The sequence below is a fragment of the Pseudomonas bubulae genome (assembly GCF_900618535.1).
Lineage (GTDB): Bacteria > Pseudomonadota > Gammaproteobacteria > Pseudomonadales > Pseudomonadaceae > Aquipseudomonas > Aquipseudomonas bubulae.
Genome location: NZ_UYJA01000004.1, coordinates 501,316 through 523,869 on the forward strand (window position 1 = coordinate 501,316; position 22,554 = coordinate 523,869).

Sequence of the window (22,554 nt, forward strand, 5' to 3'; positions counted from 1 at the left end):
TAATCATGGATATTAAACGCACGATCCTGATCGTCGCTCTCGCAGTCGTGTCCTACGTTATGGTTCTGAAATGGAACCAGGACTACGGCCAAGCTGCCCTGCCGACTCAGAATGTTGCCGCCAGCACCACCGCACCGGCTTTGCCCGATACGGTTTCAGGTAACAACGTTGCAAACAGTGCCGATGTACCCAGCGCCAATACCGATACCAGCACACCGACTGAAACCCCGGTGGCTGCAAGCAAAGACCTCATCCACGTAAAAACGGATGTTCTGGATATCGCGATTGATCCACAGGGTGGTGATATTGCCCAGCTGCGTCTGCCGCTTTATCCACGTCGCCAGGATCACCCGGATGTTCCTTTCCAGTTGTTCGATAACGGCAACGAACGCACCTATCTGGCCCAAAGTGGCCTGACAGGCGTTGATGGCCCGGACGCCCGTCCGTCAGGTCGTCCTGTTTTCAGCACCGAGAAAAAGACCTACGAACTGGCCCCAGGTCAGGATCAACTGGTTGTTGATCTGAAATTCAGCGAAAACGGCATCAACTACATCAAACGCTTCACGCTCAAGCGTGGTTTGTACGATGTACAAGTCAGCTATCTGATTGATAACGAGAGCGGCAAGCCGTGGAACGGCAACCTGTTCGCGCAATTGAAGCGTGATGCCAGCTCCGATCCTTCTTCCAGCACCGCCACCGGTACTGCGACTTACCTGGGCGCTGCCCTGTGGACAAGTGCAGAGCCGTACAAAAAAGTGTCGATGAAAGATATCGACAAGGCTCAGCTGAAAGAAACCGTACAAGGCGGCTGGGTTGCCTGGTTGCAGCACTACTTTGTGACCGCGTGGATCCCTCAGAAAGGCGATAACAACGTCGTTCAGACCCGCAAAGACAACCAAGGCAACTACATCATCGGTTTCACTGGCCCAACATTGACTGTTGAGCCGGGCAAAACCGCTGAAACCAGCGCTACGTTGTATGCCGGTCCGAAAAGCCAGGGTGTACTCAAAGAGTTGTCCCCAGGCCTGGAACTGACGGTTGACTACGGCATCCTGTGGTTCATTGCCCAGCCTATCTTCTGGCTGCTGCAACATATCCACAGCCTGGTCGGTAACTGGGGCTGGTCGATCATCTTCCTGACCATGCTGATCAAAGGGATCTTCTTCCCTCTGTCGGCCGCCAGCTACAAGTCGATGGCCCGCATGCGCGCTGTGGCACCAAAACTGGCCGCTCTGAAAGAGCAGTTCGGTGATGACCGCCAGAAAATGTCGCAAGCGATGATGGAGCTGTACAAGAAAGAGAAGATCAATCCACTGGGCGGCTGCTTGCCGATTCTGGTGCAGATGCCGGTCTTCCTGTCCTTGTACTGGGTACTTCTGGAAAGTGTTGAAATGCGCCAGGCGCCGTTCATGCTCTGGATTACCGACCTGTCGATCAAAGACCCGTTCTTCATTCTGCCGATCATCATGGGCGCAACCATGTTCATCCAGCAGCGTCTGAACCCGACTCCGCCGGATCCGATGCAGGCCAAGGTGATGAAGCTGATGCCAATCATCTTCACCTTCTTCTTCCTGTGGTTCCCGGCTGGTCTGGTGCTGTACTGGGTTGTGAACAACTGCCTGTCCATCGCTCAACAGTGGTACATCACGCGTAAAGTCGAAGCGGCTACCAAAAAAGTCGCTGAGTAACTTACTCTGATACGCACCACTCAAAACGCCCCCTAGTGGGGCGTTTTGCTATCCGTCACTTTTGTTTTGAGGCCTGTTTTATGAGTGTTCCGGCAGAGACTATTGCTGCAGTAGCGACCGCCCAAGGCCGAGGTGGTGTGGGGATCGTACGTATTTCCGGCCCACTCGCCCGTGTTGCGGCCAAAGCGTTCAGCGAACGCGAACTAAAACCGCGCTATGCCCATTACGGCCCTTTTTACGGCGACAACCGCGAAGTGCTGGATGAAGGCATAGCACTCTACTTCCCCGGGCCCAACTCCTTTACCGGCGAAGATGTCCTTGAACTGCAGGGCCACGGCGGTCCGATTGTTCTGGATATGCTGCTGCAGCGCTGCATCCAGTTGGGCTGCCGTTTGGCCCGTCCGGGGGAGTTCAGCGAGCGGGCCTTTTTGAATGACAAGCTCGACCTGGCCCAGGCCGAGGCGATTGCCGACCTGATCGAGGCAAGTTCTGCACAGGCTGCGCGTAACGCATTACGTTCCTTGCAGGGTGCTTTCTCTCAACGTGTGCATAACTTGACCGAGCAATTGATCGGTTTGCGTATCTATGTCGAAGCAGCGATTGATTTCCCGGAAGAAGAAATCGACTTCCTCGCCGATGGCCATGTGCTCGGTATGCTCGACAAGGTTCGTGAAGAGTTATCCACCGTACAGCGCGAAGCCGGCCAGGGTGCTTTGCTGCGCGACGGCATGACCGTGGTGATTGCCGGGCGGCCCAATGCTGGAAAATCGAGCCTGCTCAATGCCCTCGCCGGGCGTGAAGCGGCGATCGTGACCGAAATCGCGGGTACTACCCGTGATGTGTTACGCGAACATATCCACATCGATGGCATGCCATTGCACGTTGTCGACACCGCAGGTCTGCGCGACACCGATGACCAGGTTGAGAAAATTGGCGTGCAGCGCGCACTCAAGGCCATTGGTGAAGCTGATAGGGTATTGCTGGTGGTTGATGCCACGGCACCGGAAGCTGATGACCCGTTTGCCCTGTGGCCAGAGTTTCTTGAACAACGCCCGGATCCGGCGAAGGTGACCTTGATCCGCAACAAGGCGGATCTAAGCGGTGAGAATGTAGCCCTTGAAGTCAGTGAAGATGGCCATGTCACCATCAGCCTGAGTGCCAGATCTACAGAGGGCCTGGACCTGCTGCGGGAACACCTCAAGGCCTGCATGGGCTATGAGCAGACCTCGGAGAGCAGCTTCAGCGCACGCCGCCGCCATCTGGAGGCATTGCAGCACGCCAGCAAGGCACTTGAGCATGGCAGGGCACAACTGACTCTGGCGGGCGCCGGGGAGCTATTGGCCGAGGATTTGCGCCAGGCACAGCATTCCCTTGGCGAAATTACCGGGGCATTCAGTTCGGATGACCTGCTGGGACGGATCTTCTCCAGCTTCTGTATCGGTAAATGACCCTCGTAGCAGCTGCCGTAGGAACGCAGCCTCGTTCCTACGGCAGCTGCTACAGTTATCCACATTCACACGAGGTATTAGTCCGATGCGCCATTGATGCCGCCGCGATGCTTGCGGCCAGTTCTTGATTCCCCTGCAACAGGGGGTAGATCTGTGCATCTCTGGAGTGCGTATGGCTCACGTTACCTCTGTAACGCTGCAAGGCGTTTCTTATCATCTGCCCGATGGCAGTTCCCTGTTTTCAGATATTGATCTGCATCTCGACCAGCGCCGCACCGGCCTGGTAGGGCGCAATGGTGTGGGCAAGAGCATATTGGCGCGCATCATGGCAGGGGATCTCTTGCCCTCAACCGGCCACTGCATCCGTAATGGCACGGTGTATTACCTGACGCAGCACGTCAGCCATGACCCCAATCACACCCTTGCCGAGCTTGCTGGCGTGCAACCAGTCATTAGCGCCCTTGAGCGAATAGAGCGGGGCAGCAGCGCCCAAGCGGACTTTGACTGTGTGGGCGAACGCTGGAATTTCCGCCAGCAACTGCTCGATCAGCTAAGCCGCAACAAGCTTGCACACCTGACCCTTTCGACTCCTGCATCAGCGCTCAGCGGTGGCGAAGCCATGCGCGTGGCTCTGCTGGGCGCCTTTTTGTCGAAAGCCGATCTGTTGATCCTGGATGAGCCCACCAATCATTTGGATCACCAGCATCGACTTGCCCTGCATGAACAGTTGCAGCAGTGGCCAGAAGGATTACTTGTTATCAGCCATGATCGCGCCTTGCTGGAAAATATGGAGCGCATCGTTGAGCTGTCACCACAGGGCCTCACCAGTTACGGCGGCGGTTACTCGTTTTATGCACAGGCCAAAACCGGGCAACTGCAAGCGGCGCAACAACAGCTGGCGGCATACCGGCTGGAGCGCAAGCGTCAGGAACAGACCCTGCGTGAGCAAAGGGAAAGTCTTGAGCGCAAACAATCCCGTGGCCGGAAACAGGCCGCTGACGCCAATCAGGCGAAGATTTTGCTGGGCCGGCAAAAGGAGCGCAGCCAGGCCAGCAGCGGTAAGTTGCGGGTACAGCAGGATGCGGCTCGCGAGCAATTATCTGTGCAGGTCCGTCAGGCTGCGAATCAGGTAGAAGAGCAGCAGGCCATCTTTATCTCTGCGCCGCAGCCTTGCTCTGGCTCGCCGGCTCAAATTGCCGAGTTGATAGAGGCCCGCCTGCCTTATGGGGCGCAACAACTGCGCAGGATCAATCTTGCCGTTACGCGAGGCCAGCGCATTGCCTTGACCGGCCCGAACGGCTGCGGCAAGTCGACCTTGCTCAAGGTATTGGCCGGGCAACTAACGGTTGTTTCCGGTCAGGCCAGGACCCAGGTCACCAGCACTTACCTCGACCAGCACCTGGGCGTTTTGGAACCGGCTCGGTCAGTTCTTGAGCAGTTGCAGTCACTTAACCGGCAACTGAGTGAAGGAGAATTACGTACCCGGCTGGCGCAATTGGGCCTCAATGCCGATCGTATCAACCTGCCATCCCATCGGCTCAGTGGCGGTGAACGCTTGAAAGCGGCGATGGCCTGCGTGTTTTATACACAATCCCCACCACAGCTGTTACTGCTCGATGAACCGGCCAATCACCTGGATCTGCCTTCCGTTCAAGCCCTGGAAAGCATGCTCAAGCATTACCCGGGCACTCTGATCGTTACCTCACACGATGATGTGTTTCTGGCCGCAATCGGAATTACCCACAGGCTCATGGCCTCACCCACAGGCTGGCTGCTTTGCCCCGTCTAACGGGGCTGTTGGCTACCGTTTATCACATTAATCATTGACCGAACGTCCGACCGCTTGCCGGATTGCACCTTCAAGCGTTTTTCGGCTGCCTGTTTATTGGCTCGAAAGCACCCAAACACGGGAATAAGCCCTGTGCATAACTGGCCCTCAGGTCAGTGGGTAAGTAGGTCTGAAAACTGAAGATAACCACCCCTGTGGATAAGCACCTGTTTTACCCACAGGCTTAAAGCACTTATCCCAACCCCTCATTAGTGCATAACCACAGACTTTTGATCCTCTGTACAGTACGTAAAATATAGCCTGTAGCAATCTATCCACAGAAAGGTGCCTCAGTAGAAATAGACATAAAAACAAAGCTTTATAAATTTCTTCTCTATTTATTTATCTATCTTGCCCTTATCCACAGCTGGTTAAATTTTGTGCAAAGGGTTCTTTAAGAAGGGCGAAGTCCCTATACTTCGCGGTCTATCCAAAAAACCCCTAGTAACAGGCACGAGGTGCGTGGTGAATTTCCCTTCCCGTTTTGCAGTGATCGTCATCGGCGGCGGTCACGCCGGAACCGAGGCTGCACTTGCTTCAGCACGTATGGGTGTGAAAACCCTGCTGTTGACCCACAACGTGGAAACCCTCGGGCAAATGAGCTGCAATCCTGCAATTGGCGGGATTGGTAAAAGCCATCTGGTTAAAGAAATCGATGCCCTTGGCGGCGCGATGGCGATAGCCACCGATAAAGGCGGTATTCAGTTCCGCGTACTCAACGGACGCAAAGGCCCGGCAGTACGGGCGACCCGTGCACAGGCCGACCGCATCCTGTACAAGGCCGCCGTACGCGAAATCCTGGAAAACCAGCCCAACCTGTGGATATTTCAACAGGCCGCTGATGACCTGATCGTTGAACAGGATCAAGTCCGTGGCGTAGTGACCCAGATGGGCCTGCGTTTTATGGCTGATGCCGTGGTTCTGACCACAGGCACTTTCCTCGGTGGACTTATCCACATCGGCATGCAGAATTACTCGGGCGGTCGGGCCGGTGATCCACCTTCGATTGCCCTGGCACACCGTCTGCGTGAACTGCCCCTGCGAGTCGGTCGCCTGAAAACCGGGACGCCACCGCGTATCGATGGCCGTTCTGTGGATTTCTCGGTAATGACCGAGCAACCGGGTGATACACCGATTCCTGTCATGTCGTTCATGGGCAACAAGGAACAGCACCCGGCCCAGGTCAGCTGCTGGATTACCCATACCAACGCCCGCACTCACGAAATCATTGCCTCCAACCTTGATCGTTCGCCGATGTATTCAGGCGTGATCGAAGGTATTGGCCCGCGTTACTGCCCGTCGATCGAAGACAAGATCCATCGCTTTGCCGACAAGGAAAGCCATCAGGTCTTTATCGAGCCGGAAGGTTTGACCACACACGAGCTGTACCCGAACGGGATTTCCACCTCCTTGCCGTTCGACGTGCAAATCCAGATCGTGCAATCGATTCGCGGTATGGAAAACGCCCATATCGTGCGCCCGGGCTATGCCATCGAGTACGATTACTTCGATCCACGCGACCTGAAGTACAGCCTCGAAACCAAGGTGATTGGCGGCTTGTTCTTTGCCGGGCAAATCAACGGCACCACCGGTTACGAAGAAGCCGGCGCCCAGGGTTTGCTGGCTGGCGCCAACGCGGCATTGCTCGCACAGGGCAAGGAAAGCTGGTGCCCGCGCCGGGATGAGGCGTACATCGGCGTATTGGTCGACGACCTGATTACCCTGGGTACTCAAGAACCGTACCGGATGTTCACTTCCCGCGCCGAATACCGCCTGATCCTGCGCGAAGACAACGCCGACATGCGCTTGACTGAAAAAGGCCGCGAACTGGGCCTGGTCGACGACGCTCGTTGGGCGGCTTTCTGCACCAAGCGCGAAAGCATCGCGCAGGAAGAACAACGCCTCAAAAGTACCTGGGTTCGTCCGGGTACCGAGCAGGGTGATGCCATTGCTGCCAAGTTCGGCACACCGCTGACCCATGAATACAATTTGCTCAACCTGCTGACCCGCCCCGAAATTGATTACGCCGGCCTGGTTGAAGTGACCGGGCAGGGGGCAGAAGACCCGCTGGTTGCCGAGCAGGTTGAGATCAAAACCAAGTACGCCGGTTATATCGATCGTCAACAAGACGAAATTGCCCGTCTGCGTGCCAGTGAAAATACCAAGCTGCCTGTGGATATCGATTACACGACCATCTCCGGTCTGTCGAAAGAGATTCAGAGCAAGTTGGGCGCAACACGTCCCGAGACCCTGGGCCAGGCTTCGCGTATCCCGGGTGTGACCCCTGCGGCAATTTCCCTGTTGATGATTCACCTGAAAAAGCGCGGCGCTGGCCGCACGTTGGAGCAAAACGCTTGAGTTCGCTGGTAACCGCACAACACGCCGAAGAGTTATCCACAGGTGCACGCCAGCTGGGCGTCGCACTGACCGAGCATCAGCATCAGCAATTGCTGGGTTATCTGGCCCTGTTGATCAAATGGAACAAGGCCTACAACCTCACGGCTGTGCGTAACCCGGACGAGATGGTGTCGCGTCATTTGCTCGACAGTCTGAGCGTGATGCCCTTCATCGAAAATGGCCGTTGGCTGGATGTGGGCAGTGGCGGCGGCATGCCGGGTATTCCCCTGGCGATCCTGTTTCCCGAGTCGCAAGTGACCTGCCTGGACAGCAACGGCAAGAAAACCCGTTTCCTGACCCAGGTAAAACTCGAGCTGAAGCTGGATAACCTGCAAGTTATCCACAGTCGCGTCGAAGAATTCCAGCCTGAGCAGCCTTTCAACGGAATTGTTTCCAGGGCTTTCAGCAGCATGGAGAACTTCAGCAACTGGACGCGCCACCTTGGCAACAGCGAAACCCGCTGGTTGGCAATGAAGGGCGTTCATCCGGCCGATGAGCTGGTAGCATTGCCGTCTGATTTTCGTCTCGATGGCGAACACGCCTTGACCGTTCCGGGTTGCCAAGGCCAACGCCATCTGCTGATACTGCGCCGCACGGCATGATTGGGAACGCAAGCAAGAATGGCTAAGGTATTCGCAATAGCGAACCAAAAAGGTGGTGTGGGTAAAACCACCACCTGTATCAACCTCGCAGCATCGCTGGTCGCGACCAAGCGCCGCGTGCTGCTCATTGACCTTGATCCACAGGGCAACGCCACCATGGGTAGCGGTGTGGATAAACACGGTCTTGAGAATTCGGTCTACGACCTGTTGATCGGTGAATGCGACCTGGCCCAGGCCATGCACATCTCCGAGCACGGTGGTTACCAGTTGCTTCCCGCCAACCGCGATTTGACCGCGGCTGAAGTCGTGCTGCTCGAAATGCAGATGAAGGAAAGCCGTCTGCGTACAGCGCTGGCCCCGGTTCGCGAAAGCTACGATTACATCCTGATCGATTGCCCGCCGTCGTTGTCGATGCTGACCTTGAATGCCCTGGTGGCGGCCGATGGGGTGATTATCCCCATGCAGTGCGAGTACTTTGCACTCGAAGGCCTGAGCGACCTTGTGGATAACATCAAGCGCATCGCCGAGCTGCTCAATCCGAACCTGAAGATCGAAGGCCTGCTGCGCACCATGTACGACCCGCGCCTGAGCCTGATGAACGATGTTTCGGCGCAGCTCAAGGAACACTTCGGCGAGCAGCTCTACGACACCGTGATTCCGCGCAACATCCGCCTGGCCGAAGCGCCAAGCTATGGCATGCCAGCGCTGGCGTATGACAAAAATTCCCGTGGCGCGATTGCTTACCTTGCCCTGGCGGGCGAGCTGGTTCGTCGTCAACGTCGTTCTACCCGCACGCCTCAGCCAACTTAAGGAATTTCCATGGCCGTCAAGAAACGAGGTCTCGGACGCGGACTGGATGCACTCCTGAGTGGTCCTACGGTCAGCTCGCTGGAAGAGCAAGCGGTCAAGGTTGATCAAAGCGAACTGCAGCACCTGCCCCTGGACCTGATCCAGCGCGGCAAGTACCAGCCTCGTCGCGACATGGATCCGCAGGCGCTTGAAGAACTGGCCAGCTCGATCCGCACCCAGGGCGTGATGCAACCGATCGTGGTGCGCCCGATCGAAGGTAACCGCTTTGAGATCATCGCCGGTGAACGTCGCTGGCGCGCCAGCCAACAGGCTGGCAAGGACACGATCCCGGCGATGGTCAAAGACGTGCCGGACGAAACCGCCATTGCGATGGCGTTGATCGAGAACATTCAGCGTGAAGACCTCAATCCGATCGAGGAAGCTGTCGCCTTGCAGCGTTTGCAGCAAGAGTTCCAGCTGACTCAACAGCAAGTCGCCGACGCTGTGGGTAAGTCCCGGGTGTCTGTGGCTAACTTGTTGCGATTGATTTCGTTACCGGAAGTGATCAAGACCATGCTGTCCCACGGTGACCTGGAAATGGGTCATGCGCGGGCATTGCTCGGTTTGCCTGATGCTCAGCAGGTTGAAGGGGCGCGACACGTTGTCGCACGAGGCCTGACGGTACGTCAGACTGAAGCCCTGGTTCGCCAGTGGTTGAGTGGTAAACAGGAACCCGCGGAACCGGTTAAAACCGATCCGGACATTGCCAGACTCGAACAGCGTCTGGCTGAGCGGCTGGGCTCTGCGGTGCAGATCCGCCACGGAAAGAAGGGAAAAGGCCAGTTAGTGATTGGTTACAATTCCCTGGATGAGCTGCAAGGAGTGCTTGCTCACATCCGCTGAAACAATTCCTCATGTAGCGCGCAGTCGGAAATCACTACCTGACAGTTGAATAGGGGCTTCGTCGCCCCTATACTCTGCGCGCATTTTGTCGGCACAAATTATGCCAAGTTTTCTGTTTTTGGTAGCCGACCTTTGAGGAGCAGTTGTGATGGAAACCCGCACGCCAAACCGCTTGCCGTTCCATCGCTTGGCGGTTTTTCCGGTTTTGCTGGCTCAATTTGTCGTTTTATTGCTGGCTGCTCTGGGGCTCTGGCAATGGCATGGAGTCGTCGCCGGATATTCAGGACTCTGCGGAGGCCTGATAGCTTTGCTACCCAATGTGTATTTTGCTCACAGGGCTTTTCGGTTTTCCGGCGCCCGAGCAGCGCAAGCCATCGTCCGGTCGTTTTACGCCGGCGAGGCAGGCAAGTTAATTTTGACGGCAGTGCTGTTCGCGCTGACGTTTGCAGGTGTGAAGCCATTGGCGCCGTTAGCAGTATTCGGTGTCTTCGTGCTGACCCAACTGGTCAGTTGGTTCGCTCCCCTGCTAATGAGAACAACACTTTCGAGACCTTAGGGCGTTTGAGGCAACCATGGCAGAAACAACCGCTTCGGGCTATATCCAGCACCACTTACAGAACCTGACCTTTGGGCAGCTACCTGATGGCGGCTGGGGCTTTGCCCACACCGTTGCAGAAGCTAAAGCAATGGGCTTTTGGGCGTTCCACGTCGATACCCTCGGCTGGTCGCTGTTTGTTGGTCTGATTTTCATCCTCGTATTCCGCATGGCGGCCAAGAAGGCAACTTCCGGTCAGCCAGGCGCACTGCAGAACTTCGTTGAAGTACTGGTGGAATTCGTTGATGGCAGCGTAAAAGACAGTTTCCACGGTCGCAGTGCAGTAATCGCACCGCTGGCGCTGACCATTTTCGTGTGGGTGTTCCTGATGAACGCCATCGACTTGATCCCGGTTGACTGGATTCCTCAGTTGGCCATCTTGATCACTGGCGATGAACACTTCCCGTTCCGTGCCGTACCGACGACTGATCCAAACGCGACCATGGGCATGGCCCTGTCGGTGTTTGCACTGATCATCTTCTACAGCATCAAGATCAAGGGCATCGGTGGCTTTATCGGTGAACTGACCCTGCACCCATTCGGCAGCAAGAACATTTTTGTTCAGGCGCTGCTGATTCCGGTGAACTTCCTGCTCGAATTCGTGACGTTGATTGCCAAGCCTATTTCGTTGGCTCTGCGTCTGTTCGGCAACATGTACGCTGGCGAGCTGGTGTTTATCCTGATCGCCGTGATGTTCGGCAGCGGCCTGCTTTGGCTTAGCGGTCTGGGCGTGGTGCTGCAATGGGCGTGGGCTGTATTCCACATCCTGATCATCACCTTGCAAGCGTTCATCTTCATGATGTTGACCATCGTCTACCTGTCGATGGCACACGAAGATAATCACTAAGATCCGCTTCGGCGAATCTGGTGCTCCTCTCACCTTCGGGTGAGAGGGCGTCGCAAAATGATTTTGTTTTACCGCTTTAATCTAAAAACCTAAACCATACGACGTAAAAGTCGGGAGGAAAGATGGAAACTGTAGTTGGTCTAACCGCTATCGCTGTTGCACTGTTGATCGGCCTGGGCGCACTGGGTACCGCAATTGGTTTCGGCCTGTTGGGTGGCAAGTTCCTGGAAGGCGCAGCGCGTCAACCAGAAATGGTTCCAATGCTGCAAGTTAAAATGTTCATCGTTGCCGGTCTGCTCGACGCCGTAACCATGATCGGTGTTGGTATCGCACTGTTCTTCACCTTCGCTAATCCTTTCGTTGGTCAACTCGCTGGCTAATCACTCGAATTTTCGAGTTGATTAGAGTGATGGACAACGAACGAGCGAGGTGTTGGCGTGAACATTAATGCAACCCTGATTGGCCAGTCCGTTGCGTTCTTCATTTTTGTACTGTTTTGCATGAAGTTCGTGTGGCCTCCGGTCATCGCGGCATTGCAAGAACGTCAGAAGAAGATTGCGGCTGGACTGGACGCTGCTAACCGAGCAGCTCGCGACCTGGAGTTGGCCCAAGATAAAGCGGGTCAACAACTGCGCGAAGCTAAGGCTCAAGCAGCTGAAATCATTGAGCAAGCCAAGAAACGCGGTACTCAGATCGTAGACGAAGCCCGTGAACAGGCTCGCGTTGAAGCTGACCGTGTGAAGGCTCAGGCTCAGGCCGAGATCGAACAGGAACTGAACAGCGTCAAAGACGCCCTGCGTGCCCAACTGGGTACCCTGGCTGTTGAAGGCGCAGAGAAGATCCTGGGTGCCACAATCGATCAAAACGCGCACGCGGAGCTGGTTACTAAACTGGCTGCTGAAATTTAAGCGAGGGCGATCATGGCAGAATTGACCACGTTGGCCCGACCTTACGCTAAGGCAGCCTTCGAGCACGCCCAGGCCCACCAGCAACTGGCCTCTTGGTCAGCCATGCTCGGCCTGGCTGCAGCAGTGTCGCAAGACGACACTATGCAGCGCGTGCTCAAGGCCCCGCGACTGACGAGCGCAGAAAAGGCCGCCACGTTTATTGACGTGTGCGGCGACAAGTTCACTGTAGAAGCACAGAACTTCATCAACGTCGTTGCCGAAAACGACCGTCTCCCGCTGTTGCCGGAGATCGCCGCTCTGTTTGACCTGTACAAGGCCGAACAAGAGAAGTCGGTAGACGTTGAAGTCACCAGTGCTTTTGCATTGAACCAAGAACAGCAAGACAAACTCGCCAAGGTTCTCAGTGCACGACTCGACCGGGAAGTGCGCCTGCAAGTTGCGGAGGATGCCAGCCTTATAGGTGGTGTCATCATCCGCGCCGGCGACCTGGTTATCGATGGCTCGGTTCGCGGGAAACTCGCAAGCCTTGCCGAAGCATTGAAATCTTGAGTTTGAAGGGGCAGCAGAGCAATGCAGCAACTCAATCCTTCCGAAATAAGTGAAATTATCAAGGGCCGCATCGAAAAACTCGATGTGACCTCCCAAGCCCGTAACGAAGGCACTGTCGTCAGCGTATCTGACGGTATTGTGCGGATTCACGGTCTGGCCGACGTAATGTACGGCGAGATGATCGAGTTTCCGGGCAGCGTCTTCGGTATGGCTCTCAACCTCGAGCAAGACTCTGTAGGTGCCGTAGTACTGGGCGCATACACGACTCTGGCTGAAGGCATGAGCGCCAAGTGCACTGGCCGTATCCTGGAAGTTCCGGTTGGTAAGGAACTGCTGGGTCGCGTTGTCGACGCACTGGGTAACCCAGTTGATGGCAAAGGTCCACTGGGCAACACCGAGACTGATGCAGTCGAGAAAGTTGCTCCAGGCGTGATCTGGCGTAAGTCGGTAGACCAGCCTGTACAGACTGGCTACAAGGCTGTCGATGCCATGATCCCTGTCGGCCGTGGCCAGCGTGAGCTGATCATCGGTGACCGTCAGATCGGTAAAACCGCTCTGGCGATCGACGCGATCATCAACCAGAAGAACAGCGGCATTTTCTGTGTATACGTAGCGATCGGTCAGAAGCAATCGACCATCGCCAACGTGGTTCGCAAGCTGGAAGAAAACGGCGCGCTGGCTAACACCATCGTCGTTGCTGCCAGTGCTTCCGAATCCGCAGCGCTGCAGTTCCTGGCACCGTACTCCGGTTGCACCATGGGCGAATACTTCCGCGACCGCGGTGAAGACGCGCTGATCGTTTATGACGATCTGTCCAAGCAAGCAGTGGCTTACCGCCAGATTTCCCTGCTGCTGCGCCGTCCACCAGGCCGTGAAGCTTACCCAGGCGACGTGTTCTATCTCCACTCCCGTCTTCTGGAGCGCGCATCCCGCGTATCCGAAGAATACGTAGAGAAGTTCACCAACGGCGCAGTGACCGGCAAAACCGGTTCCCTGACCGCACTGCCGATCATCGAAACCCAGGCTGGCGACGTTTCCGCGTTCGTTCCGACCAACGTGATTTCCATCACCGACGGTCAGATCTTCCTGGAATCGGCCATGTTCAACTCCGGGATCCGTCCTGCAGTGAACGCCGGTGTTTCGGTATCCCGTGTGGGTGGTGCCGCTCAGACCAAGATCATCAAGAAGCTGTCCGGTGGTATCCGTACCGCTCTGGCTCAGTACCGTGAACTGGCAGCATTTGCCCAGTTCGCTTCTGACCTGGACGAAGCGACCCGTAAGCAACTTGAGCATGGTCAGCGCGTTACCGAGCTGATGAAGCAGAAGCAATACGCACCAATGTCGATCGCTGACATGGCGCTGTCGCTGTATGCCGCTGAGCGTGGGTTCCTGACTGACGTCGAAATCACCAAGGTCGGTAGCTTTGAACAAGCGCTGATTGCTTACTTCAACCGCGATCACGCCGAGCTTATGGCGAAGATCAACGTTAAAGGTGACTTCAATGACGAAATCGACGCTGGCATCAAAGCCGGTATCGAGAAGTTCAAGGCCACCCAAACCTGGTAAGCCGCAGCGGGAGCCGCAAGGCTCCCGCTTGCTAACCTGATAGGTGTTACATGGCAGGCGCAAAAGAGATTCGCAGTAAGATTGCGAGCATCAAAAGCACGCAAAAGATTACCAGCGCCATGGAAAAAGTGGCGGTCAGCAAAATGCGCAAGGCACAAATGCGCATGGCTGCTAGCCGTCCTTATGCGGAGCGTATCCGCCAGGTTATTGGGCATTTGGCCAACGCCAACCCGGAATACCGCCACCCGTTCATGATCGACCGCGAAGTTAAGCGTGTGGGTTATGTGGTTGTGAGCAGTGACCGTGGTTTGTGCGGTGGTTTGAATACCAACCTGTTCAAGGCTTTGGTCAAGGACATGGCGGTAAACCGTGAAAACGGCGTCGAGATTGATCTGTGCGTGGTCGGCAGCAAAGGTGCGGCATTTTTCCGTAACTTCGGCGGTAACGTCGTCGCTGCTATCAGCCATCTGGGTGAAGAACCGTCGATCAATGATTTGATCGGCAGCGTTAAGGTGATGCTGGATGCTTACCTGGAAGGCCGTATTGACCGCCTGTCCGTGGTATCCAACAAGTTCATCAACACCATGACGCAACAGCCTACTGTGGAGCAATTGATTCCACTGGTGGCGACCCCGGATCAAGAACTCAAGCACCACTGGGACTATCTCTACGAACCGGATGCCAAAGAGCTGCTAGACGGCTTGATGGTGCGTTACGTGGAGTCGCAGGTGTACCAGGCGGTGGTCGAGAACAGTGCAGCTGAACAAGCTGCGCGGATGATCGCAATGAAGAACGCCACTGATAACGCCGGTGACTTGATCAGCGATTTGCAGCTGATCTACAACAAGGCGCGTCAGGCTGCGATCACCCAAGAGATCTCGGAAATCGTCGGCGGCGCTGCCGCGGTTTAACGGTTCAAATATTCAGAGGATCCAGCTATGAGTAGCGGACGTATCGTTCAAATCATCGGCGCCGTGATCGACGTGGAATTTCCACGCGAAAACGTACCGAGCATCTACAACGCGCTGAAAGTACAAAGCGCGGCCGGAACCACTCTGGAAGTTCAGCAACAGCTGGGCGACGGCGTGGTTCGTACCATTGCGATGGGTTCCACCGAGGGCTTGAAGCGCGGTCTGGAAGTCACCGACTCTGGCGCAGCCATCTCCGTTCCAGTAGGTAAAGCTACCCTGGGCCGGATCATGGACGTTCTGGGCAACCCGATCGACGAAGCTGGCCCGATTGACACCGAAGAGCGTTGGGGCATTCACCGCCCAGCACCGTCCTTCGCTGAGCAAGCTGGCGGCAACGACCTGCTGGAAACCGGTATCAAGGTTATCGACCTGATCTGCCCGTTTGCAAAAGGCGGTAAGGTTGGTCTGTTCGGTGGTGCCGGTGTAGGCAAAACCGTAAACATGATGGAACTGATCCGTAACATCGCCATGGAACACAGCGGTTACTCTGTGTTTGCTGGTGTGGGCGAGCGTACCCGTGAGGGTAACGACTTCTACCACGAGATGAAGGATTCCAGCGTACTGGACAAAGTGGCACTGGTTTACGGTCAGATGAACGAGCCGCCGGGTAACCGTCTGCGCGTAGCACTGACCGGCCTGACCATGGCCGAGAAGTTCCGTGACGAAGGTAACGACGTACTGTTGTTCGTTGACAACATCTACCGTTACACCTTGGCCGGTACTGAAGTATCCGCACTGCTGGGCCGTATGCCTTCGGCAGTAGGTTACCAGCCGACTCTGGCTGAAGAGATGGGTACTCTGCAAGAGCGCATCACTTCGACCAAAAACGGTTCGATCACTTCGATCCAAGCGGTATACGTACCTGCGGATGACTTGACTGACCCGTCGCCTGCGACCACGTTTGCCCACTTGGACGCTACCGTCGTTCTGTCCCGTGACATCGCTTCCCTGGGTATCTACCCAGCAGTAGATCCACTGGATTCGACTTCGCGCCAGCTGGACCCGAACGTAATCGGCCAGGAACACTACGACACCGCTCGCGGCGTTCAGTACGTGTTGCAGCGTTACAAAGAACTGAAGGACATCATTGCGATCCTGGGTATGGACGAGCTGTCGGAAACCGACAAGCAGTTGGTATCCCGCGCTCGTAAGATCCAGCGTTTCTTGTCTCAGCCGTTCTTCGTGGCTGAAGTCTTCACTGGCGCTTCGGGTAAATACGTTTCCCTGAAAGACACCATTGCTGGCTTCAAAGGCATCCTCAACGGTGACTACGACCACCTGCCAGAACAAGCGTTCTACATGGTCGGCGGCATCGAAGAAGCGATCGAGAAAGCCAAGAAACTGTAATTCCAGCGCCCGGCAACGGGCGCTAATCAGGTTGAGGCAATCAGATGGCTAATATGATGACAGTCCATTGCGATATCGTCAGTGCGGAAGGAGAAATCTTTTCCGGTCAGGTCGAGATGGTGATTGCGCACGGCAGCCTGGGTGATCTTGGTATCGCTCTGGGTCACGCTCCGCTGATCACTGAACTCAAGCCGGGTCCGATCCGCCTGATCAAGCTGGGCGGGGAATCGGAGGTGTTTTACATCTCCGGTGGTTACCTCGAGGTTCAGCCGAACATGGTCAAGGTTCTTGCCGACACCGTGCAACGTGCTGCCGACCTGGATGAAGCCTCCGCTCAGGAAGCCGTAAAGGCTGCCGAGAAGGCACTGAACGAAAAAGGCGCAGATTTCGATTACGGGTCTGCTGCTGCACGTCTGGCCGAAGCCGCAGCTCAGCTGCGCACCGTCCAGCAAATCCGCAAGAAGTTTGGCGGCTAAGCCTCCTGTCTTATTGTGTGATTGATTAAAAAGGGTAGCCTCGGCTACCCTTTTTCTTTTTCCGCGAAATACTTTTTGGTCGCAACCGCTGACCACCCAGGATTGGTAGCCAGTCATGTCTCTCGATATCGTTATTCTCGCCGCAGGTCAGGGCACCCGCATGCGTTCTGCCCTGCCCAAGGTTCTGCACCCCGTGGCAGGCAACTCCATGCTTGGCCATGTTATCCACAGCGCTCGTCAGCTTGAACCGACCCGCATCCACGTCGTCATTGGTCACGGAGCCGAACTGGTGCGTGAACGCCTGGCTGCTGATGACCTGAACTTTGTGCTGCAAGACAAGCAACTGGGTACCGGCCATGCCGTGGCTCAGGCACTACCATTTCTGACCGCAGAAAACGTGTTGATCCTGTACGGCGATGTACCGCTGATCGAGGTCGAGACCCTGCAACGTCTGCTCAAGCAAGTTGGCCCCGAGCAACTGGGCCTGCTGACCGTCAACCTGGCCGACCCGACTGGTTATGGTCGTATCGTGCGTGATGCGGATGGCAAGGTGTGTGCGATTGTTGAGCACAAGGACGCAACCGAAGCCGAACGTACAATTACCGAAGGCAACACCGGGATCCTCGCCTTGCCGACCCGTCGCCTGGCTGACTGGATGAGCCGTCTGTCGAACAACAACGCACAGGGCGAATACTATCTGACCGACGTTATCGCCATGGCGGTTAGCGATGGTTTGGTCGTGGCCACCGAGCATGCCCTTGACCCGATGGAAGTGCAGGGCGCCAACGATCGTAAACAACTCAGTGAGCTGGAACGTCATTACCAGTTGCGCGAAGCCCGTCGCCTGATGGCCTTGGGTGTGACCTTGCGTGACCCGGCGCGTTTCGATGTGCGCGGTGAAGTCACCGTGGGTCGTGATGTGCTGATCGATATCAACGTGATTCTTGAAGGTCGCGTGGTTATTGAGGACGACGTGGTCATCGGCCCGAATTGCGTAATCAAGGACAGCACCTTGCGCAAAGGTGTTGTGATCAAGGCCAATAGCCATCTCGACGGTGCCGTGATGGGCGAGAACAGTGATGCCGGTCCGTTCGCTCGTCTGCGCCCGGGCAGTGTGCTGGATGCCCGTGCCCATGTGGGTAACTTTGTCGAATTGAAAAACGCCCACTTGGGTGAAGACGCCAAATGCGGTCACCTGACTTATCTGGGCGATGCCGAGGTCGGCCCGCGCACCAATATCGGTGCTGGCACCATCACCTGCAACTACGATGGCGCCAACAAGTGGAAGACCGTGTTGGGCGCTGATGTATTTATTGGTTCGAACAACTCGTTGGTTGCACCTGTGGATATCTCCAACGGTGCTACCACTGCTGCAGGCTCGACCATCAATCAGGATGTTGCCGCGGAGCAACTGGCCGTTGGTCGTGCGCGCCAGCGCAATATTGATGGCTGGAAGCGTCCGGTCAAACAGCCAAAGCCTTGATTTAAAGTTATCCACAGAAAGGCGATGATGATTTAAGGTTATTAACAAGTCATCCTATAACTGTTTTAAATCAATGAGTTACCTAAAGCCTTATTCACGCCCTGTGGATAAGGCTTTGTTTTTTGCGGGCCTAAATAAGCGTTTTGGCCAATGAACACAGGCCCATATCGACTTATTCACAGAAAATAGCCCACAACATTTTCTTGACGAAGGTTTCGAGATACGGTTTCATTGCTTTCGTTATCTTTCGAAACGAAACTTAAGCCGTTATGTCCAAACGTAATACGCCACAACGCAGACACAACATCCTGGCCATGCTTGCCGAGCAGGGCGAAGTCAGTGTGGATGAACTGGCCAAGCGCTTCGAAACCTCTGAGGTTACGATTCGCAAGGATCTGGCTGCACTCGAAAGTAACGGGCTTTTATTGCGTCGTTATGGCGGCGCGATCACCATGCCGCAAGAACTGGTCAGTGATGTCCCTCAGCCAGTTTCTCTTTATAAGCAAGCCATTGCCCGTGCAGCGGTTGGTCTGATTAAAGAGCATGCGCGCATCATCATCGACAGCGGCAGCACCACGGCCTCGATGATTCCACAACTGGGCCTGCAACCTGGCCTGGTAGTGATGACCAACTCCCTGCACGTCGCCAATGCACTCAGTGAACTGGAACATGAGCCTGTATTGCTGATGACCGGGGGCACCTGGGATCCGCACTCCGAGTCCTTTCAGGGACAGGTTGCCGAACAGGTGTTGCGCTCATACGACTTCGATCAACTGTTCATCGGTGCTGACGGCATAGACCTGCAGCGCGGCACGACAACTTTTAACGAGTTGTTGGGTCTGAGCCGGGTCATGGCTGACGTCGCGCGTGAAGTGATCGTGATGGTCGAGTCGGACAAGATTGGTCGAAAAATACCCAACCTGGAACTGCCCTGGAGCAGCGTCCATACCCTTATTACCGATGATCGCCTGCCCCTTGAGGCACGCGAACAGATTCAGGCCCGGGGCATAACATTGTTATGCGCGGCCCTAAGCTAGGAGAACTTTATGTGTGGAATCGTTGGCGCAGTCGCTGAACGTAATATCACGGCCATTCTGCTGGAAGGCCTGAAACGTCTTGAATACCGTGGTTACGACAGCGCAGGTGTGGCTGTTTTCACCAACAACGGCACCCTGGAACGCATGCGCCGCAACGGCAAAGTGGCCGAGCTGGAACAAGCTCTGGCCGGTGAGCCATTGGCCGGTCGTCTGGGCATTGCCCATACCCGTTGGGCCACCCACGGTGCGCCGTGCGAGCGTAACGCTCACCCGCATTTCTCCGGTTCCGATCTGGCTGTTGTACATAACGGCATCATCGAAAACCATGAAGCCCTGCGTGAGCAGCTCAAAGGCTTGGGCTATGTGTTTACCTCGGACACTGACACCGAAGTCATTGCCCACCTGCTAAACCACAAACTCAAAGATCACAGCGACCTGACCGAGGCCCTCAAGGCCACCGTTAAAGAGTTGCACGGTGCCTACGGCCTGGCTGTGATCAGCGCCAAGCAACCGGATCGTCTGGTTGCAGCCCGCAGCGGCAGCCCGCTGGTGATTGGCCTGGGCCTGGGTGAAAACTTCCTGGCCTCCGACCAATTGGCACTGCGTCAGGTCACTGACCGTTTCATGTACCTGGAAGAAGGCGATATCGCTGAAATCCGTCGTGACAGCGTGCAGATCTGGGACGTAAACGGTCAGAGCGTTCAACGCGAAGCCGTGCAATACAGCGATGGCGCCGAAGCGGCCGACAAGGGCGAGTATCGCCACTACATGCTCAAGGAAATCCACGAGCAACCAGCAGTAGTTCAACGCACCCTGGAAAATCGCCTGGGTGCTGACCATGTACTGGTTCAAGCTTTCGGTCCACAAGCGAAGGAATTGTTCGCCAAGGTTCGCAATGTTCAGATCGTCGCCTGTGGTACCAGCTACCACGCCGGCATGGTTGCCCGTTACTGGCTCGAAAGCCTGGCAGGCATTCCGTGCCAGGTTGAAGTGGCCAGCGAGTTCCGCTACCGAAAAGTTGTGGTGCAACCGGACACCCTGTTTGTTTCGATCTCGCAATCGGGCGAAACCGCTGACACCCTGGCAGCACTGCGCAATGCAAAAGAATTGGGCTTCCTCGGTAGCCTGGCGATTTGCAACGTAGGTATCAGCTCGCTGGTTCGTGAGTCTGATCTGACGCTGCTAACCCAAGCAGGTCGCGAAATCGGTGTGGCTTCCACCAAGGCATTTACCACCCAGCTGGTAGGCCTGTTGCTGCTGACCCTGTCTCTGGGCCAGGTGCGCGGCACCCTGGAAGAGGGCGTTGAAGCACAGCTGGTAGAAGAACTGCGTCGTTTACCAGCGCGTCTGGGCGAAGCCCTGGCGATGGATTCGGTGGTTGAAAAAGTGGCTGAATTGTTTGCCGATAAACATCACACCCTGTTCCTGGGCCGTGGCGCTCAGTTCCCGGTGGCAATGGAAGGCGCACTCAAGCTCAAGGAAATTTCGTACATCCACGCTGAAGCGTACCCGGCGGGCGAGTTGAAGCACGGCCCTCTGGCACTTGTGGATAACGATATGCCGGTAGTGACCGTTGCTCCGAACAATGAGCTGTTGGAGAAACTTAAATCCAACCTGCAAGAAGTTCGTGCCCGCGGTGGCGAGCTGATTGTGTTTGCTGATGAACAAGCCGGTATGAGCAACGGCGAAGGCACCCATGTGATCAACATGCCGCATATCCACGATGTGCTGGCGCCGATCCTCTACACCATCCCGCTGCAATTGCTGTCGTACTACGTTGCCGTGCTCAAAGGCACTGACGTGGACCAGCCGCGTAACCTGGCTAAATCCGTGACTGTGGAATAAATCACAGCTGCGGCACTACTCAGTGGTGGTTTTAGAGAATTAAAACTGTCGCGAATGAAGGGAGCCACTTACGGGCTCCCTTCTTCGACAGATCCCCTTCTTCCAGGTTGCTTGACCAACACTGAGGGAAACACTCAATTACAGGTGGAAATGGCCCGCAGCCTCTGGCTGGTAAAGCACTTTCCTGATCTCAATTCGGCGGGTCCGATCAGAAATTCGCCAGTCAATGGCGTCCCCCTCCTGATAGCCCAAAATGGCGGCGCCAATGTCGGAATACACGGAATGCTTCCCTGCGTTGCTGTCCGCGTCTTCCGGGTAGACCAGGGCCACTTCGATCTCTTCGTCGTCCAGTTGCACTAAAGCCCTGGAGTTCATCGTGACGACATTGCCCGCCACCTGCTGCGGCTTGACGACAATGGCTCGTTCAAGCTCATGTTCGAGCTCAACAACCGTCGGACCTTGCTCCAGAGCGATTAGACTCTCGAGCCTGGCCTTGTCGATTTCAGTGATGTAGATCCTGGTGGAGTCGCCAACGGTACCTTCGCGCAAGAGCTGGAGATAGCGCCCCGCTGCCATGGAAAATGACTTCAATGTGGGCGTTTCGCTTTCAAGCACAAAGCCGCTGCGCAGAAAGGCTTTTACCGAGCGCGTGTTGTCCGGGTGGATCTTGGCGATGAGCTTCTTGGCCCGCATGTCGAGGAAGGCCAGTTTCATGCCTTCGCGGATCGTGCGGGCGCCAAGGTTTCGGCCCCATTTGTCGCTGTCTCCAATGACCAGGACTATCTCGCAATTTGAGCCGGTCTTGATCAGACGGACAAAGCCTACCGGGGCGTCATGCCGGTCATAAGCCATGAAGAATCGGCCACCCTGGTTGAACAGATGGGTCAGGATTGGCAATTGGGTTCTATCAATGGCTTGCTCGATGGAGCGGGAGACATGACGTGAATCGCTCAGATAACAGGTGACGCGCTCATCTTCCAACCAATCCATCAACGTCAACGCATGCGCCCGAGTAACTTCCGGGCACAGCGAAATGAAAGGCTTGTTCATCTTCACCACACTTATTTTCAAGGGATGAAAGCCCTTCATGGCTACGGCCATGACGGTTCTTTCGGCAACCGGCTATTTTAAGACATAACGCAAGTAATGCCGAATGGTCGGGAGAGTTCGGGGATATCTTCGTTTTACCCTTTGATCCGACCCAGAGCCTCGCCGCAAGCAGCGCCAGCAAATGTACGTGTATGTCTTGTGGTTTCAGGGTTGTGGATAACTTCA

Annotated in this window: 20 protein-coding genes; 19 read left to right on the forward strand and 1 reads right to left on the reverse strand. The window is 55.8% G+C overall.

Annotated features, from left to right (window positions below):
* Positions 1-5 precede the first annotated feature (5 nt).
* From yidC to glmS, 19 genes are all read left to right on the forward strand, one after another.
* Positions 6-1,688, forward strand: a complete 1,683-nt coding sequence (gene yidC, locus PPTH39_RS16905) for a membrane protein insertase YidC (protein ID WP_094999579.1) — start codon at positions 6-8, stop codon at positions 1,686-1,688.
* Positions 1,689-1,768: 80 nt separating this feature from the next.
* Positions 1,769-3,136 (forward strand): tRNA uridine-5-carboxymethylaminomethyl(34) synthesis GTPase MnmE, encoded by a 1,368-nt coding sequence (mnmE, locus tag PPTH39_RS16910; protein ID WP_094999578.1) that lies wholly within the window; start codon positions 1,769-1,771, stop codon positions 3,134-3,136.
* A 172-nt stretch (positions 3,137-3,308) separates the two neighbouring features.
* Complete coding sequence (locus PPTH39_RS16915; RefSeq protein ID WP_130872220.1) at positions 3,309-4,925, forward strand: ABC-F family ATP-binding cassette domain-containing protein; 1,617 nt, start codon at positions 3,309-3,311, stop codon at positions 4,923-4,925.
* A 504-nt stretch (positions 4,926-5,429) separates the two neighbouring features.
* Positions 5,430-7,322: a tRNA uridine-5-carboxymethylaminomethyl(34) synthesis enzyme MnmG gene (mnmG, locus tag PPTH39_RS16920; protein ID WP_016782869.1), complete on the forward strand. Its 1,893-nt coding sequence runs from the start codon at positions 5,430-5,432 to the stop codon at positions 7,320-7,322.
* Positions 7,319-7,963, forward strand: coding sequence for a 16S rRNA (guanine(527)-N(7))-methyltransferase RsmG (rsmG, locus tag PPTH39_RS16925; RefSeq protein WP_094999576.1), 645 nt, complete (start codon positions 7,319-7,321; stop codon positions 7,961-7,963). Before mnmG ends, rsmG begins: the two co-directional genes overlap by 4 nt.
* 18 nt (positions 7,964-7,981) lie before the next feature.
* Positions 7,982-8,773: a ParA family protein gene (locus PPTH39_RS16930; protein ID WP_094999575.1), complete on the forward strand. Its 792-nt coding sequence runs from the start codon at positions 7,982-7,984 to the stop codon at positions 8,771-8,773.
* A 9-nt stretch (positions 8,774-8,782) separates the two neighbouring features.
* Positions 8,783-9,655, forward strand: a complete 873-nt coding sequence (locus PPTH39_RS16935) for a ParB/RepB/Spo0J family partition protein (protein WP_094999574.1) — start codon at positions 8,783-8,785, stop codon at positions 9,653-9,655.
* 148 nt (positions 9,656-9,803) lie between these two features.
* Positions 9,804-10,211 (forward strand): F0F1 ATP synthase subunit I, encoded by a 408-nt coding sequence (locus PPTH39_RS16940; RefSeq protein ID WP_003437994.1) that lies wholly within the window; start codon positions 9,804-9,806, stop codon positions 10,209-10,211.
* A 16-nt stretch (positions 10,212-10,227) separates the two neighbouring features.
* The gene (gene atpB, locus PPTH39_RS16945) at positions 10,228-11,097 is read left to right on the forward strand and encodes a F0F1 ATP synthase subunit A (RefSeq protein ID WP_086799500.1); all 870 of its coding nucleotides are present in this window, start codon (positions 10,228-10,230) and stop codon (positions 11,095-11,097) included.
* Between the two features lie 122 nt (positions 11,098-11,219).
* Positions 11,220-11,477: a F0F1 ATP synthase subunit C gene (gene atpE / locus PPTH39_RS16950; RefSeq protein ID WP_002555987.1), complete on the forward strand. Its 258-nt coding sequence runs from the start codon at positions 11,220-11,222 to the stop codon at positions 11,475-11,477.
* Positions 11,478-11,534: 57 nt separating this feature from the next.
* Positions 11,535-12,005 carry a F0F1 ATP synthase subunit B gene (locus tag PPTH39_RS16955; protein WP_094999573.1) on the forward strand — a complete coding sequence of 157 codons (471 nt, stop codon included), beginning with the start codon at positions 11,535-11,537 and terminating at the stop codon, positions 12,003-12,005.
* 12 nt (positions 12,006-12,017) lie between these two features.
* Positions 12,018-12,554, forward strand: coding sequence for a F0F1 ATP synthase subunit delta (locus PPTH39_RS16960; RefSeq protein WP_016782875.1), 537 nt, complete (start codon positions 12,018-12,020; stop codon positions 12,552-12,554).
* 21 nt (positions 12,555-12,575) lie between these two features.
* Positions 12,576-14,120: a F0F1 ATP synthase subunit alpha gene (gene atpA, locus PPTH39_RS16965; protein WP_086799496.1), complete on the forward strand. Its 1,545-nt coding sequence runs from the start codon at positions 12,576-12,578 to the stop codon at positions 14,118-14,120.
* A 50-nt stretch (positions 14,121-14,170) separates the two neighbouring features.
* Positions 14,171-15,031, forward strand: a complete 861-nt coding sequence (gene atpG / locus PPTH39_RS16970; RefSeq protein ID WP_003438003.1) for a F0F1 ATP synthase subunit gamma — start codon at positions 14,171-14,173, stop codon at positions 15,029-15,031.
* 27 nt (positions 15,032-15,058) lie between these two features.
* Positions 15,059-16,438, forward strand: a complete 1,380-nt coding sequence (atpD, locus tag PPTH39_RS16975) for a F0F1 ATP synthase subunit beta (protein WP_016782877.1) — start codon at positions 15,059-15,061, stop codon at positions 16,436-16,438.
* Positions 16,439-16,494: 56 nt separating this feature from the next.
* Positions 16,495-16,914, forward strand: a complete 420-nt coding sequence (locus PPTH39_RS16980; RefSeq protein WP_029611653.1) for a F0F1 ATP synthase subunit epsilon — start codon at positions 16,495-16,497, stop codon at positions 16,912-16,914.
* Positions 16,915-17,029: 115 nt separating this feature from the next.
* A complete protein-coding gene (glmU, locus tag PPTH39_RS16985) occupies positions 17,030-18,397 on the forward strand; it encodes a bifunctional UDP-N-acetylglucosamine diphosphorylase/glucosamine-1-phosphate N-acetyltransferase GlmU (protein ID WP_130872221.1) in 1,368 nt (455 codons plus the stop codon).
* 269 nt (positions 18,398-18,666) lie between these two features.
* Positions 18,667-19,434: a DeoR/GlpR family DNA-binding transcription regulator gene (locus PPTH39_RS16990; protein ID WP_088378585.1), complete on the forward strand. Its 768-nt coding sequence runs from the start codon at positions 18,667-18,669 to the stop codon at positions 19,432-19,434.
* A 9-nt stretch (positions 19,435-19,443) separates the two neighbouring features.
* Positions 19,444-21,279, forward strand: a complete 1,836-nt coding sequence (glmS, locus tag PPTH39_RS16995) for a glutamine--fructose-6-phosphate transaminase (isomerizing) (protein WP_094999571.1) — start codon at positions 19,444-19,446, stop codon at positions 21,277-21,279.
* A gap of 138 nt (positions 21,280-21,417) precedes the next feature.
* On the opposite strand, the gene PPTH39_RS17000 is transcribed toward glmS, so the two are convergent.
* Positions 21,418-22,380 carry a bifunctional GNAT family N-acetyltransferase/nucleoside diphosphate kinase regulator gene (locus PPTH39_RS17000; protein ID WP_094999570.1) on the reverse strand — a complete coding sequence of 321 codons (963 nt, stop codon included), beginning with the start codon at positions 22,378-22,380 and terminating at the stop codon, positions 21,418-21,420.
* Positions 22,381-22,554 lie beyond the last annotated feature (174 nt).

Excerpts from the sequence above, each read along its gene's own strand:
- yidC (WP_094999579.1), top strand. The coding sequence starts at position 6 with ATGGATATTAAACGCACGATCCTGATCGTCGCTCTCGCAGTCGTGTCC.
- mnmE (WP_094999578.1), top strand. The coding sequence starts at position 1,769 with ATGAGTGTTCCGGCAGAGACTATTGCTGCAGTAGCGACCGCCCAAGGC.
- PPTH39_RS16915 (WP_130872220.1), top strand. The coding sequence starts at position 3,309 with ATGGCTCACGTTACCTCTGTAACGCTGCAAGGCGTTTCTTATCATCTG.
- PPTH39_RS16930 (WP_094999575.1), top strand. The coding sequence starts at position 7,982 with ATGGCTAAGGTATTCGCAATAGCGAACCAAAAAGGTGGTGTGGGTAAA.
- PPTH39_RS16935 (WP_094999574.1), top strand. The coding sequence starts at position 8,783 with ATGGCCGTCAAGAAACGAGGTCTCGGACGCGGACTGGATGCACTCCTG.
- PPTH39_RS16940 (WP_003437994.1), top strand. The coding sequence starts at position 9,804 with ATGGAAACCCGCACGCCAAACCGCTTGCCGTTCCATCGCTTGGCGGTT.
- atpB (WP_086799500.1), top strand. The coding sequence starts at position 10,228 with ATGGCAGAAACAACCGCTTCGGGCTATATCCAGCACCACTTACAGAAC.
- atpE (WP_002555987.1), top strand. The coding sequence starts at position 11,220 with ATGGAAACTGTAGTTGGTCTAACCGCTATCGCTGTTGCACTGTTGATC.
- PPTH39_RS16960 (WP_016782875.1), top strand. The coding sequence starts at position 12,018 with ATGGCAGAATTGACCACGTTGGCCCGACCTTACGCTAAGGCAGCCTTC.
- atpA (WP_086799496.1), top strand. The coding sequence starts at position 12,576 with ATGCAGCAACTCAATCCTTCCGAAATAAGTGAAATTATCAAGGGCCGC.
- atpG (WP_003438003.1), top strand. The coding sequence starts at position 14,171 with ATGGCAGGCGCAAAAGAGATTCGCAGTAAGATTGCGAGCATCAAAAGC.
- atpD (WP_016782877.1), top strand. The coding sequence starts at position 15,059 with ATGAGTAGCGGACGTATCGTTCAAATCATCGGCGCCGTGATCGACGTG.
- PPTH39_RS16980 (WP_029611653.1), top strand. The coding sequence starts at position 16,495 with ATGACAGTCCATTGCGATATCGTCAGTGCGGAAGGAGAAATCTTTTCC.
- glmU (WP_130872221.1), top strand. The coding sequence starts at position 17,030 with ATGTCTCTCGATATCGTTATTCTCGCCGCAGGTCAGGGCACCCGCATG.
- PPTH39_RS16990 (WP_088378585.1), top strand. The coding sequence starts at position 18,667 with ATGTCCAAACGTAATACGCCACAACGCAGACACAACATCCTGGCCATG.
- glmS (WP_094999571.1), top strand. The coding sequence starts at position 19,444 with ATGTGTGGAATCGTTGGCGCAGTCGCTGAACGTAATATCACGGCCATT.
- PPTH39_RS17000 (WP_094999570.1), bottom strand. The coding sequence starts at position 22,380 with ATGGCCGTAGCCATGAAGGGCTTTCATCCCTTGAAAATAAGTGTGGTG.